The organism is Betaproteobacteria bacterium, from assembly GCA_016709965.1.
Classification (GTDB): Bacteria; Pseudomonadota; Gammaproteobacteria; order Burkholderiales; family Rhodocyclaceae; genus Azonexus; species Azonexus amarohabitans.
Genome location: JADJLT010000001.1, coordinates 2,234,626 through 2,248,626 on the forward strand (window position 1 = coordinate 2,234,626; position 14,001 = coordinate 2,248,626).

Sequence of the window (14,001 nt, forward strand, 5' to 3'; positions counted from 1 at the left end):
AGCGCCCGCCGTCTCATTCTTTTCGGGGCCTTCGGGCCCCTTTTTTTGGAGGTCGTATGAATGCCGATATCGATATTCCCTTTCGTGGCATCGTCGAGCAATCCCTGGCCGGCATGTACGTCATTCAGGACGAAGTCTTTCAGTATGTGAATGCGACTTTCGCCGGGATGCTGGGCTACACGCCGGAGGAAATGACCGGCATGCATCTGCGGGAAGCGGTCATTCCGGCTTTGCAGGATGAAGCCGTTGCCAATTTTCATCGTCGCATCAGTGGTGCCGTCCCGAGTATCCGCTACACCACGGCGGGGCAGCACCGGGATGGCCACGCTGTGCAGCTTGAAGTGCACGGCTCCAACCTCTTGTATCGCGGCCGGCCGGCAGTGGTCGGTGTCGGCATCAATATCACTGAGCAGTTGCGGCAGCAGGAAGAGTTGCGCCTGTCGCGCGAACGCCTGCGCGAACTGGCCGCCTATATCAATACCGCCCGTGAAGAGCAAAGGGCGCGCATTGCCCGCGAACTGCACGATGTGGTTGGCGGCATGCTGACCTCGATGAAACTGGACATCCACCGGATCAACCGCCGCATCGATGATCCCGAGCTCAAGGAGATCACCGCCGATCTGTCGCAACTGGTGCAGGAAAGCATCGATACCGTACGAACCATCTCCGAACACCTGCGCCCCGGCGTGCTCGACCACCTTGATCTGGCCGCCGCCCTGCAAAGCGCCTTGCGCGAGTTTGCCGAACGGACCGAGATCAACTGCGAACTGGACGCCAAAGATTTTGCCGAGAGCCTCTCGCAGCCGCGCGAGACAGCCGTCTATCGGATCTGCCAGGAGGCGCTGACCAACATTGCCCGTCATGCCCACGCCAGTCGCGTGATCGTGCGCCTTAGAGCCACTGATGGCTGGTTGCATATGGACATCGAAGATAATGGCCGCGGCATGCCAAGCACGACGCCGACCGGCAAGAGCATCGGGCTGATCAGCATGGCCGAACGGGCCAGGGAGTTCGGTGGCCGGTTGTCAGTTCACCCCAGCACGGCCGGGGGCGCTTGCCTCCGGGTCGCGATACCGCTGGAGGACGCGATATGATCGAAATCCTGATGGCCGATGATCATGCCATTTTCCGAAGCGGTGTTCGCCGCCTGCTGTCGGATGAACCGGACATGCGCATCGTTGCCGAGGCGGCCAATGGCCAGGAAGCCCTCGATTGCCTGCGCCAGCGCCCATTCGGTCTGGTCTTGCTCGACGTCAACATGTGTGGCCGCAGCGGTCTGGATACGCTGCGCCGCATTCATGCAGATTGGCCCAGCCAGTCGGTCATCATGCTCTCGATGTACCCAGAGGCCCAGTACGCGTCCATCGCCCTGCAGTCCGGGGCGCACGGTTATTTGTCGAAGGACCGGGATGCGGACGAGCTGGTGGCTGCCATCCGAATTGCTGCCGGTGGGGGGTATTACCTGCCGCCCGGCATCGGCCCCGGTACGCTACTGCAAAGGGGTGACGTTACAGCAACGCCGGCCTGGAAACGTTTGACCGAGCGGGAGTGGCATATCCTGCGCCTGATCGTCAAAGGGGTCTCGCTGACCGATATCGGCGAAGAGCTCAGCCTTAGCGTCAAGACGGTCAGTACCTATCGCGGTCGCGTACTGGCCAAGCTCGGATTGCACTGCAACGCCGATCTGGTCCGCTATTGCCTGGAGCACGGCATCGCGGAATGAGTGAAATCGTCATCCAATTTCAATATCAGAAAGTTCTGACAGCAACGATGGAATTATCCGGCATGAATTGATCGGCAACCGGCCTAGGCTCCTTGTTCTAAACCAACAACAAGGAGACAAGCATGTCGTTTGAGCCAATCGCCACGACCCCCTCAGCCTATGCCTACCCGCTGCTGATCAAGCAGTTGCTACATTCGGCGCGGGCGACAGCAGGTGAGCAGGAGATCGTTTATCGCGATCAGTACCGCTGCAACTATCGCCAGTTTTTCGCGCGCATTTCCCGTCTGGCCAACGCACTTTCCGGGCTCGGCATCGGCCCGGGCAATACGGTGGCGGTGATGGACTGGGACAGCCATCGCTACCTTGAAGCCTTCTTCGCCGTACCGATGATGGGCGCTGTGCTGCAGACCGTTAACGTCCGCCTGTCGCCGGAACAGATCCTCTACACGCTGAATCACGCCAAGGCTGACATTGTTGCGGTCAACGTCGAATTCATCCCGATTTTGGCCATCATCAAGGACCAGCTCGAAACGGTGAAACAGTTCATCCTGATCACCGATGACGGCGCAACCATGAGCAGTTTCAAGGTGCCCTACGCCGGCGAGTACGAAGCCTTGCTGGCCGCCGCACCGGCCAGTTACGATTTCCCCGATTTCGACGAAAACACCCGCGCCACGACCTTCTACACCACCGGTACCACCGGTCTGCCGAAGGGCGTCTATTTCAGCCATCGCCAACTCGTGCTGCACTCGCTGGGCGTGGCGACGGCGCTGGGCACGGCAGCCGGCCAGGGGAGGGTGGATCGGAGTGACGTCTATATGCCGATCACGCCGATGTTCCATGTTCATGCCTGGGGCATGCCTTATGTCGCGACCATGCTCGGCTTGAAGCAGGTCTATCCCGGTCGCTATACGCCGGAGATGCTGTTGCAGTTGATTGCTAGCGAAGGCGTTACTTTTGCCCATTGCGTGCCGACCATCCTGCACATGCTGTTGAGCAACAAGGCCGGCGAGAGCGTTGATCTGTCGCGCTGCAAGATGATCATTGGCGGCGCGGCCTTCCCCAAGGGGCTGGCGGCGGCCGCTTTGGCCCGAGGAATGGACGTTTTCACCGGTTATGGCATGTCGGAAACCTGCCCAATCCTGACCATTGCCCATGTCCGTGGCGAATTGCCGGACGCCGATGCCCAGGCGGCCGAACGCATCAAGACCGGCTACACCATTCCGCTCGTTGACCTGCACACGGTCGACGCCGAGATGCTCGATGTCGAGCGCGATGGCAAGGCGACCGGCGAAATTGTCGTTCGCGCCCCGTGGCTGACCCAGGGCTACCTGCATAACCCGGCGGCCTCCGAAGAGCTGTGGGCCGGCGGCTACCTGCATACCGGCGACATCGGCAGCATCGACCCGCGCGGCATGTTGACCGTGACCGACCGCCTGAAGGACGTCATCAAGACCGGCGGTGAATGGGTTTCCTCGCTCGAACTGGAAAGCATCATTTCACAGCACCCGGCGGTCAATGAAGTCGCCGTCATTGGCGTCAAGGATGACAAGTGGGGCGAGCGCCCGATGGCCATGATCGTCCTCCGTGCAGAGCACACGGCCAGCATCGAGGACATCAAGCAGCACGTCCACCGCTTTGCCGAGGAAGGCCATATTTCCAAATTTGCCATCCCCGACCAGGTTCGCTTTGTCGACAGTCTGGCCCGGACCAGTGTCGGCAAGCTCAACAAGAAGGCCATGCGCGAGCAACTGGCCTGATAACGTGATTCAGGAGATTCAGCAATGAAATTAGTGGTCAATAAAGCGGCGGTACTTGGCGCCGGGGTCATGGGTGCGCAGATTGCCGCCCACCTCGCCAACGCCAACGTGCCGGTGGTGCTGTTCGACCTGCCGGCCAAAGAGGGCGACAAGAACGGCATCGTCAAAAAGGCCCTCGACAGCCTGAAGCGTCTGCAACCGTCGCCGCTGGTGACGCGTGACAAGCTGCAATACATCGACGCCGCCAACTACGAGGAACATCTGGAACTGCTCTCTGGCTGCGATCTGATCATCGAAGCCATCGCCGAACGGATGGACTGGAAGAACGATCTTTATTCGAAAATTGCCCCGTTTTTGCCGTCGACCGCAGTGATCGCCTCCAATACCTCCGGCCTGTCGATCAATGCCTTGGCAGAAGGCTTGCCCGAGGCGTTGCGCCCGAACTTCTGCGGCATCCACTTCTTCAACCCACCGCGCTACATGCCGCTGGTCGAAATCATCGCTACCCGCGGCACCGACCCGGCGACGCTCGACGGGCTCGAAACCTGGCTGACTTCGCGCCTCGGCAAGGGTGTCGTCCGGGCGCTCGATACGCCCAACTTTGTGGCCAACCGGATTGGCGTCTTCTCCATTCTGGCGGTCATGCACCACACCGCAGCCTTCGGTCTCGGTCTCGATACGGTCGACGGCCTGACCGGCCCAAAAATAGGTCGCCCGAAGAGCGCGACCTATCGCACCGGCGATGTCGTCGGCCTGGATACGCTGGCCCACGTCGTCAAGACCATGCGCGACACGCTGCCGGATGATCCCTGGCATGGCTACTTCAATGTTCCGGCCTGGTTCGATGGCCTGATCGCCAAAGGCGCGCTCGGCCAGAAAACCAGGGGTGGCATCTTCCGCAAGCAGGGCAAGGCCATTCAGGTCTTCGATCCGGCCAGCGGCGATTACCGCGACAGCGATGACGGTCTGGCGCCGGAAGTCGACGCCATGCTCAAGATGAGCGACCCGGCGGCCCGCCTGAGCGCCTTGCGCACCTCGCACCATCCGCAGGCGCAATTCCTGTGGTCCATCTTCCGTGACCTGTTCCACTACTGCGCCGTGCAGCTGGAAAACGTCGCAGACAATGCCCGCGATGTCGATTTCGCCCTGCGCTGGGGCTTCGGCTGGGCGCAGGGGCCGTTCGAATTGTGGCAAGCCGCTGGCTGGGCCGAAACGGCGCAGGCGATTGCCGCTGATATCGCCGCCGGCAAGGCCATGAGCAGCGTGCCGCTGCCGGCCTGGGTGATGACCAAGGGGCGCAGTGGCGTGCATGGCGCCGCCGGTTCCTGGTCGGCCAGCCGCCAGGCCAATGTGCCGCGCTCAACACTGCCGGTCTATGGCCGCCAGCTCTTCCCGGAAATGTTGCTGGGTGAAACCCTGGCCCAGCCGGAGAACAGCGGCAAAACCCTGTTCGAGAATGACGGAGTCCGGCTGTGGTCTCTGCCGGCGGTTGATGCCGGCATCGGCATCATTTCCTTCAAATCGAAAATGCACGCCATTGGTGACGAGGTGCTCGACGGCGTGCTGGCTGCGCTGAAACAGGCGGCAGGCAGTCTCGATGGCCTGGTCATCTGGCACGACGCACCGTTTGCCGTCGGCGCCAATCTCAAGCAGATCAGTGATGCCTACGCTGCTGGCGATTTCGAGCGGCTCGAACAGACGGTCGGCAGGTTCCAGCAGGCGACGATGGCGGTCAAGTACGCACAGTTGCCGGTCGTGGCGGCCGTGCAGGGCATGGCACTGGGTGGTGGCTGCGAATTCGCCATGCACGCCGCAAAGCGTGTAATGGCGCTGGAAAGCTACCTCGGTCTGGTCGAAGTCGGCGTCGGCCTGATCCCGGCGGGTGGCGGCTGCAAGGAGCTGGCGCTGCGCGCGGCCCGCTGGGCGGCACAGTCTGGCACTTCGGGCGAAGTGCTCGGCAACCTGTCGCCAACCTTCATGACCGTGGCCATGGGCAAGACGAGCAAGAGTGCACATGAGGCGATCGATCTTGGCTTCGCCAAGGCCGGCGACACGATTTTGTTCAATGCCCGCGAACTCCTCTTCGTCGCCCTCAAGGAGGCCCGCCTGCTGGCCGATGCCGGTTATGTCCCGCCGGTTCCGGCGCGTGGCATACCGGTCGCGGGTCGAACCGGCATTGCGACGATGGAAATGACGCTGATCAACATGCGCGAAGGCGGCATGATTTCGGTCCACGACTATCGTGTTTCCCGTGCCGTCGCGGTCGCCTTGTGTGGCGGTGAGGTTGAATACGGCAGCCTGGTCGATGAGGCCTGGCTACTGGCGGTTGAACGCCAGCAATTCCTCGAACTCCTCAAAACCCCGGAAACCCAGACGCGCATCAAGCACATGCTGGACACCGGCAAACCCCTGCGTAACTGAGACGGCGGAGAACAACCATGAGCAAACAGATTCAAGACGCCTATATCGTCGCCGTGACCCGTACGCCGGTCGCCAAACGCAAGGGCATGTATCGCAACGTACGACCGGACGACCTGCTGGCGCACGTCCTCAAAAGCGTCATGGCGCAGGCACCGGGGCTGGACCCGGCCCTGATCGGCGATGTCATCGTCGGTTGTGCCATGCCGGAGGCCGAGCAGGGCATGAACGTCGCCCGCATCGGCGTGCTGCTGGCTGGCCTGCCGAACAGTGTGCCGGGCATCACCATCAACCGCTTCTGTTCGTCCGGCCTGCAGGCCGTGGCTGATGCGGCCAACCAGATTCGCCTTGGCCAGGCCGACGTGATGATCGCCGCCGGCACCGAGTCGATGACAGTGATGACCAACATGATGGGCAACAAGGTGGTGATCAATCCGGCCGTCTTCGGTGGCGACGAGCAGCGCGGTATCGCCTTCGGCATGGGACTGACCGCCGAAAAGGTTGCCCAGCAGTGGCAGATCAGTCGCGAGGCACAGGATGCCTTTGCTGCCGAATCGCACCGCCGCGCCTGTGCGGCGATTGCCGCCGGCCATTTCAAGGCAGAAATCACGCCGTATGCGGTCAGCGAACATCTGCCCGATCTTAAAACGGGGCAGGTCAAGATTCGCCAGCGCCTGACCGAGAACGATGAAGGGGCGCGTGCCGATGTCACGGCCGAAGGCCTGGGCAAGCTGAAGCCGGTTTTCCACGCCAAGGGCACGGTGACGGCCGGGAACGCCTCGCAGATGTCGGATGGCGCTGCTGCAGTACTGCTCGTCTCCGAGAAAATTCTCAAGCAATTCAATCTGACGCCGCTCGCCCGCTTCTGCAGCTTTGCGGTGGCCGGCGTGCCGCCCGAAATCATGGGCATCGGCCCGGTGCTTGCCATTCCCAAAGCCTTGCAACAGGCCGGCATCACGCAACAGCAACTTGACTGGATTGAACTCAACGAAGCCTTCGCCGCGCAGGCCATGGCCGTCATGCATGACTTGCAGCTTGACCCGAGCAAGATCAATCCCCTCGGCGGTGCCATTGCTCTTGGCCATCCGCTCGGCGCGACCGGTGCCATCCGCACCGCCACGCTGGTCCATGGCATGCAGCGAGTCGGCGGCAAGTACGGCATGATCAGCATGTGCATCGGTACCGGCATGGGTGCCGCCGGCATCTTCGAGCGGCTGTGAGGGGGCGACCATGAGCGACTACCGCGCCCCGATTGAAGACATGCGTTTCGTCATGGACGAGCTGGCCAATCTGCCCGACATTGCCCGCCTGCCCGGTTTCGAGGAGGCAACGCCCGACATGGCCGACGCCATTCTCGAAGAAGCGGCGAAATTCACCGGTGAAGTGCTGGCCCCGCTGAATGCCGTCGGCGACCGTGAAGGATGCCGCTGGCAGGACGGCGCGGTGAGCACGCCGCCAGGCTGGAAGGAAGCCTATCGCCAGTATTGCGCAGGCGGCTGGAACGGCATTGCGTGTTCCCCGGCCTTTGGCGGGCAGGGCTTGCCCGGTGCGCTGGCCGTCGCCGTCAAGGAAATGGTCTGTTCGGCCAATCTGGCTTTCTCGGTCTGTCCGCTGCTGACGACTGGTGCTATTGAAGCCTTGATGACCTGCGCCAGCGGCGAGTTGATCGAGACCTATCTGGCCAAAATGATCAGCGGCGAATGGACGGGGACGATGAACCTGACCGAGCCGCAGGCGGGTTCCGACCTCGCGCTGCTGCGCAGTCGGGCCGAGCCGCAGGCCGATGGCACCTACCGCATCTTTGGCCAGAAGATTTTCATCAGCTACGGCGAGCACGACATGGCTGAGAACATCATCCATCTCGTGCTGGCCCGCCTGCCCGATGCGCCGGCCGGGGTGAAGGGGATTTCGCTGTTCCTGGTGCCCAAATATCTGGTCAATGCCGATGGTTCGCTCGGTGCGCAAAACGATGTGGCTTGTGCATCGATCGAGCACAAACTGGGCATCCACGGCAGCCCGACCTGCGTCATGGCCTTCGGCGAGCAGGGCGGAGCTGTTGGCCATCTGCTTGGCAAGGCCAATCGCGGTCTGGAATACATGTTCGTGATGATGAATGAAGCGCGCCACGGCGTCGGCCTGCAAGGCGTGGCGCTGGGTGAACGGGCCTATCAGCACGCGCTGGCTTATGCCGCCGAGCGCAAGCAGGGGCGTGATGCGGTGACCGGCGAGGCCCTGGTGACCATCGACCGCCATCCCGACGTCAAACGCATGTTGATGCTGATGAGAACCCGGGTCGAGGCGGCGCGGGCATTGGCCTATTACACGGCCGGCCTGCTCGATCGGGCGCATGCAGAAACCGATGCCGGCGTTCGCCAGCAGCAGTTGTTCATGGCTGAATTCCTGATTCCGCTGGTCAAAGGTGGCAGCACCGAGATGGGCATCGATGTCACCTCGCTGGGGATCCAGATTCATGGGGGCATGGGCTTCATCGAAGAAACCGGTGCGGCACAGTTCTGGCGTGATGCCCGGATCACCACGATCTACGAAGGCACCACCGGCATTCAGGCCAACGACCTGATCTTCCGCAAGCTGCTGCGTGATGGCGGGGCGACGGCACAACGTTTGTTTGTCGAAATTGATTCGACGGTCGCGGCGTTGCAGCAGGACTCGGCGCCCTCCTTGCAGCTGGTTGGCCAGCGTTTGCAGGAAGGCCTGGCGCAGTGGCGCCAGGTGACCGAACGCTTGCTGCTGGTGGTCGAAAACCAGCCCGAAGGGGTGTTGACCGCAGCGGTGCCTTATTTGAGTCTGGCTGCAACCGTCAGCAACGGCTGGATGATGGGGCGCGCAGCGCTAGCCGCTGGCAAGCGCCTGGCAGGTGGTGATAAGGCCACCGATTTCCTGAACGGCAAAACTCACAGTGCGCGCTTTTTTGCCGATCACCTGCTGCCGCAGGCCGGGGCGCTTGCCGCGACAGCCTTGGCCTGCATGGCTATGACTTGAGCATCCAAAGGAGGCTTTGAGGCTTTGGTTGCGATAGCAACCGAATCACTCAGGCTTTCTCTCCCGCAAATGTAGTCGAGCTACCGATGCCCTTGATCCGGCAACGGTCGGGCGCCTGACGCCGCAAAAATTGGTGAGCAGCAAGTTTTGAAGAAAAAGCCCGGGCAGTCATCGCTTGATGACGGCTTAAGGGCTGGCCACGGTGGCCAAATTAATTAAAAGCCTTATAAGGAGGAGTAAAAATGAAAGATGGAATTTTTCTGAGCAGTCGCCAGCGAATTTTGGTCCAGGTGCTGTCCGCAACATTTGGCTGTTTGGCCGCGATGCCGGTACTGGCCGACGCCGAGATAGAGGCGTTGAAGCGGGAGTTGGCGGAACAGAAGCAACTCATCGGGAAGCTGCTTGCGGCACAGGAGGGGCAGAAGCAGATCAACGCAAAAATGGAAGCGCAAACGGTTGCCAAAGCGCCGCCGGCCGCCGAAGCAAACACGTCAGGAATTTCGGTATACGGGGTCGCAGACGTCAATGTCTCCAGCATGAATAGTGGCGCCGGCCATAAAGCAAGTTTTGGTTCTGGCGGGCTTGCGTCTTCCCGTATCGGTGTCAAGGGCGAGCGTTCGCTTGGTGGCGATCTGAAAGTGCTTGGTTTGGCGGAGGCAGGCGTTTTGCTGGATACCGGTAATACCGGTAATGCCAGTGTGGTGCCTGGCATCAACAATTCAGCGGCTTCGTCCGGCGGGCAATTGGGCACGGGGTCACAACTGTTTTCCCGTCAGGTTTACGCTGGCTTGGCGTCGGGCCGATATGGCTCGGTAACGATTGGCCGTCAATATGCCGGTTCCTATCTTGCCGCAGCCGTGACCGGCAACGCGATGGGGGTCGGGTTTTACGGGTATTCGGGTTCCATTTTGCCGGTGGCCGGCATGCCTACCCGGGTGAATAATTCGATGGTCTACCTGACGCCGAATCTCTACGGCTTTACTGGCCATCTGACTTATACGACAGGCAGCGAAAACAATGTACTCAGCGATACGGTGGTTTCCGGGACGACCAAGACCAACGACAAGGCTGGCCAAGGTTACGATCTTGCATTGTTCTACAAGAACGGTGCATTCAACGCCGCAGTCACCGGCTGGAATATTTACAACGCGAGCTTTGAGTCGGCGGGTGAAATCGGTTTGGCCAGAAAAACGGGTTGGCAAGTCGCGGCAAACTATGACTTTGGCGTCGTGAAAGTTCACGCTACGGCAGTTGGCGGCAAGATATCCGGTGGCAACTATGAGAGCGTGACGAAGTCCTTGTCCAAATCGTCAGGCTGGAGCGTCAGTGCCTCAGTGCCCATCGGCAGCCACAAAATTTATTCGAGCTATACCAATTTCAACGATCGCTCGCCGCTCAACCGAGATGCCAAGTTGATCGGTCTGGGCTATGCCTATGACCTCTACCCGAACACCAAACTCTACGCATCGTGGGGCAAGATGCTGAACAGCCAGAATGCGAGGTACAGCCTGGCCGATGGCGGTAATTTGGTGGGTAATGTGCTCACGCCGGGGTTTGATCCGGAGGGCTATATGGCCGGTTTGAATTTCTCGTTCTAAACGACTGTTTTTCCTTGCGTCTTTGGGCCTTCGGGCCCTTTTTTTCGTGCTGCTTCGTATAATCCTTGCCGTTGGCGTAGCGGCGACTTTCTCGCTGATATTTGCAACAAACCCTGCGCGGTTAACCAGCTCAAACCTGATGGCCATATTTTCGCCTGCTGACCCACATGATCGGAACTCACGCTGGCTGACCTACGGGCTGGCCGTGTTATCCCTTGCGATCTGTTTCGTCGTGGCCTCTTTCCTCTTCGGTCGGCTGATTGGCTTTGTCGTCTGCGTGCCGATTCTGGGTGGTTTAGTGGCTCGCCTCATTCTCAACCACGGCTCGGCGGGTTATCGCGGCTTTCGCTGGCTGGCGCTGCAAGAGTTTAATGGCAGCTACCACGCGTTCAATGACCTGCAGGTGAGGGTTGAGTGGGATGTGGATCAGTGCCGGGTGATGGCCAAGGATGTCTTTAATATCATGCGCGAGCGTCCGGATGAGCAGACCCGGCGGCGCATGTGCATTGCTTATGGCGAGCACGGGTTTTTTCAGGATGAGCGCGGCGACTGGTGGTTTGGCGAGGCGGCGGTGCTGGCATGGCTGAATCATCGCGCCCACAAATTTGATGAGCGGGCGCAGCGTTTTCATCGCTGGTTCGAGAAGGATGTTTTCCCGCCCATGCATAAAAAGTCTGAAATCAGGGCGCGGGGTCAGGTGCCTGAATAATCGTCATCAGGAAATTTCAATTTTGGGCATTTTTTCCGGTTGACCGTGGAATCGGTGCTTGCCGCCTAAACAGTGGAAATTTCTGCCCGCTCGAACAGCGAGCGAATCACCACCCGCCGAATAGCCGGATTGTCCGGCACGGCGTACATCACGTCGGTCATCATCTCTTCGAAGATGCCCCGCAAGCTGCGCGCCCCGGCCTTGTATTCGATGGCCAGCTCGGCCATCTGGCGAAAGACGGTGGGGTCGATCTGAAGGTCGACGCCGTCGGCTGCCAGCATGGCGCGGAACTGGCGGTAGATGGCGTTCTTCGGCTCGGTCAGGATGCGGATCAGCATGTCCTGCGTCAGGTCGTGCAGGCGGGTGACAATGGGCAGGCGGCCGGCGAATTCGGGGATCAGGCCGAATTCGAGCAGGTCGGTCGGCTTGATGCGGGCATTCAGGCGTTCGAGGATTTTCTGATCATCGCCGCCGGTGGTCGAAATGAAGCCGAAGGTTTGTGTCTTGGTCAGGATGCGGTCAAGTTCGACGAAGGCGCCACCGCAGATAAAGAGGATGTTCGTCGTATCGATATGCCGGCCGTCCTTGAGCCGCACCGGCGCACCTTCCATGATCTTGAGCAGCGCGTGCTGCACGCTTTCGCCCGAGGTGGCGCGTGCTTCGCCGCCGACGGCCTTGAGCTTGTCGACTTCATCGACGAAGACAATGCCGCGCTGGGCGCGCTCAATCTCGCCGTTGGCACGGTCGAGCAGACGATGCAGGATGGCCTCGATCTCGTCGCCGACGAATTGCGTCTGGGCCAGTGACGTGGCGTCGGCGGTCACAAATGGAACGTTGAGTATCCGGGCCAGCGTTTCGCAGAGCAGCGTTTTGCCGGTGCCGGTCGGTCCGATGAGCAGGATGTTGCTTTTAGTCAGTTCGACGCTGTCTTCCATAGCGTTTGCCGCCATGCGCCGGAAGTGCCCGTAGATGGCGACGGCCAGCGTGCGTTTGGCCTCTTCCTGTCCGATCACATGTTCGGAGAGCAGGCGGACGATTTCACTGGGTTTGAGCTGGGCTGACATCGGGTTTTCCATGGGTTTTGGGCGGTGCGAAAGGTAAAATACTGCTTTTCCCTCGCTGCCGGAACCCATCATGCTGCAGAAGCTCACCAATTTCCAAGGAATTCAAGGCCCTGTCGTCATTATCGTGATGGACGGCTACGGCTTGCCCAAGACCGACGTCGGCAGCGCCATCGCCGCTGCGAAGAAGCCGACGCTGGATCGCCTGTTCGCCAACTACCCGAATATCCGCCTGCGCGCCCATGGCACCGCCGTCGGCATGCCGTCCGACGACGACATGGGCAATTCGGAAGTGGGGCATAACGCCATTGGGGCTGGCCAGATTTATAGCCAGGGCGCGTCGCTGGTTGCTGACGCAATTGCCTCTGGCGCGATCTGGCAGGGGGAGGCGTGGCACCAGATCATCGCTGGCGCCAAGGATGGCCGTAGCGTCATCCATTTCCTCGGCCTTTTCTCTGATGGCAATGTGCATAGTCATATCGATCATCTCAAGGCCATGGTCGTTCAGGCCAAGGCCGAAGGCATCAAGACCGTGCGCGTCCACGCCTTGCTTGACGGTCGCGATGTGCCGGAGACCAGCGCGCTTGAGTATGTAATTCCGTTCGAAGCCTTCCTCGCTGACGTCAGTACCGACGGCTTCGATGCCCGTATCGCCTCGGGTGGTGGCCGCCAGTTCATTACGATGGACCGCTACGATGCCAACTGGCCGATGGTGGAGAAGGGCTGGAAGACCCATGTGCTCGGTCAAGGTACGCAGTTCCCGAATGCGACCGCAGCCGTCAACGGCCTGCGCGAGCAGCATCCGGGCACCATCGACCAGGATCTGCCGGAATTTGTCATTGCTGATAACGGCAAGGCCATCGGCACCATCGAGGATGGCGATTCGGTGGTCTTCTTCAACTTCCGCGGCGACCGGGCCATTGAAATCACCCGCGCCTTCGAAGAGGCTAATTTCGACAAGTTCGACCGCGTCCGCGCCCCGAAAGTGACCTACGCCGGCATGCTGCAATACGACGGCGACTTGAAGCTGCCGGCCCGCTTCCTCGTTGCCCCGCCGGCGATCAAGGACACCACCGGTGAATGGTTCAGCAAATCCGGCATCGCCCAGTTCGCCTGCTCGGAAACGCAAAAATTCGGCCACGTCACCTATTTCTGGAATGGCAATCGCTCCGGCAAGTTCGAGGGCGAAACCTGGCAGGAAGTACCAAGCGACGTCGTTCCTTTCGAGCAGCGCCCGTGGATGAAGGCGGCCGAAATCGCCGATGCGATGATCGCCGCCATCCAGTCCGGCCAATACAGGACGCTACGCTGCAATTTCGCCAATGGCGACATGGTTGGCCACACCGGTAACTTCTACGCGGCGACACTGGCCGTCGAGGCGGTAGACCTGTCGCTGGCCCGCGTGCTGCAGGCCGTCGATGCGGCGGGCGGCGTGGCGCTGATCACGGCTGACCACGGCAATGCGGACGAAATGTTCGAGCTGGATAAAAAGACCAAGCAGCCAGCGCTGAACAAGGACGGATCGTTCAAGGCCAAGACGGCGCATACGCTGAACCCGGTTCCGTTGATCCTTTACGACAATGCCAGCGGCGGCAAACTGGGCCTGAAGCAGACCGACACGGCCGGCCTCTCGAACATCGCGGCAACTGTTGCCAATCTGCTCGGGCTGGAAAAGCACGCCGCTTGGGATGACAGCGTGCTGGAAATTCGCTAAGCCGTTCTGGTCAGACGC

Annotated in this window: 10 protein-coding genes; 9 read left to right on the forward strand and 1 reads right to left on the reverse strand. The window is 60.6% G+C overall.

Features of this window, described 5'->3' with window-relative positions:
* Positions 1-56: 56 nt before the first annotated feature.
* The 8 genes from IPJ12_10970 to IPJ12_11005 all read left to right on the forward strand — a co-directional run bounded on the left by IPJ12_10970 (position 57) and on the right by IPJ12_11005 (position 11,208).
* The gene (locus IPJ12_10970; GenBank protein MBK7647666.1) at positions 57-1,094 is read left to right on the forward strand and encodes a PAS domain S-box protein; all 1,038 of its coding nucleotides are present in this window, start codon (positions 57-59) and stop codon (positions 1,092-1,094) included.
* Positions 1,091-1,723 carry a response regulator transcription factor gene (locus tag IPJ12_10975; protein MBK7647667.1) on the forward strand — a complete coding sequence of 211 codons (633 nt, stop codon included), beginning with the start codon at positions 1,091-1,093 and terminating at the stop codon, positions 1,721-1,723. The genes IPJ12_10970 and IPJ12_10975 overlap by 4 nt, the downstream gene beginning before the upstream one ends.
* A 122-nt stretch (positions 1,724-1,845) precedes the next feature.
* A complete protein-coding gene (locus IPJ12_10980; GenBank protein ID MBK7647668.1) occupies positions 1,846-3,483 on the forward strand; it encodes a fatty acid--CoA ligase in 1,638 nt (545 codons plus the stop codon).
* Positions 3,484-3,507: 24 nt separating this feature from the next.
* The gene (locus IPJ12_10985) at positions 3,508-5,904 is read left to right on the forward strand and encodes a 3-hydroxyacyl-CoA dehydrogenase/enoyl-CoA hydratase family protein (GenBank protein ID MBK7647669.1); all 2,397 of its coding nucleotides are present in this window, start codon (positions 3,508-3,510) and stop codon (positions 5,902-5,904) included.
* A 17-nt stretch (positions 5,905-5,921) separates the two neighbouring features.
* Positions 5,922-7,121: an acetyl-CoA C-acyltransferase gene (locus IPJ12_10990; GenBank protein MBK7647670.1), complete on the forward strand. Its 1,200-nt coding sequence runs from the start codon at positions 5,922-5,924 to the stop codon at positions 7,119-7,121.
* A gap of 10 nt (positions 7,122-7,131) precedes the next feature.
* Complete coding sequence (locus tag IPJ12_10995) at positions 7,132-8,901, forward strand: acyl-CoA dehydrogenase C-terminal domain-containing protein (protein MBK7647671.1); 1,770 nt, start codon at positions 7,132-7,134, stop codon at positions 8,899-8,901.
* Positions 8,902-9,143: 242 nt separating this feature from the next.
* Positions 9,144-10,499: a porin gene (locus IPJ12_11000; protein ID MBK7647672.1), complete on the forward strand. Its 1,356-nt coding sequence runs from the start codon at positions 9,144-9,146 to the stop codon at positions 10,497-10,499.
* 139 nt (positions 10,500-10,638) lie between these two features.
* Positions 10,639-11,208, forward strand: a complete 570-nt coding sequence (locus tag IPJ12_11005; GenBank protein ID MBK7647673.1) for a hypothetical protein — start codon at positions 10,639-10,641, stop codon at positions 11,206-11,208.
* Positions 11,209-11,273: 65 nt separating this feature from the next.
* Here the strand turns inward: IPJ12_11005 and clpX are convergent, their stop codons facing one another.
* Positions 11,274-12,344: an ATP-dependent Clp protease ATP-binding subunit ClpX gene (gene clpX / locus IPJ12_11010; GenBank protein MBK7647674.1), complete on the reverse strand. Its 1,071-nt coding sequence runs from the start codon at positions 12,342-12,344 to the stop codon at positions 11,274-11,276.
* On the opposite strand from clpX, the gene IPJ12_11015 reads away from it, so the two are divergent.
* Positions 12,343-13,983, forward strand: coding sequence for a 2,3-bisphosphoglycerate-independent phosphoglycerate mutase (locus IPJ12_11015; protein MBK7647675.1), 1,641 nt, complete (start codon positions 12,343-12,345; stop codon positions 13,981-13,983). The two genes, clpX and IPJ12_11015, sit on opposite strands and share 2 nt — an antisense overlap.
* The last annotated feature ends 18 nt before the right edge of the window (positions 13,984-14,001 follow it).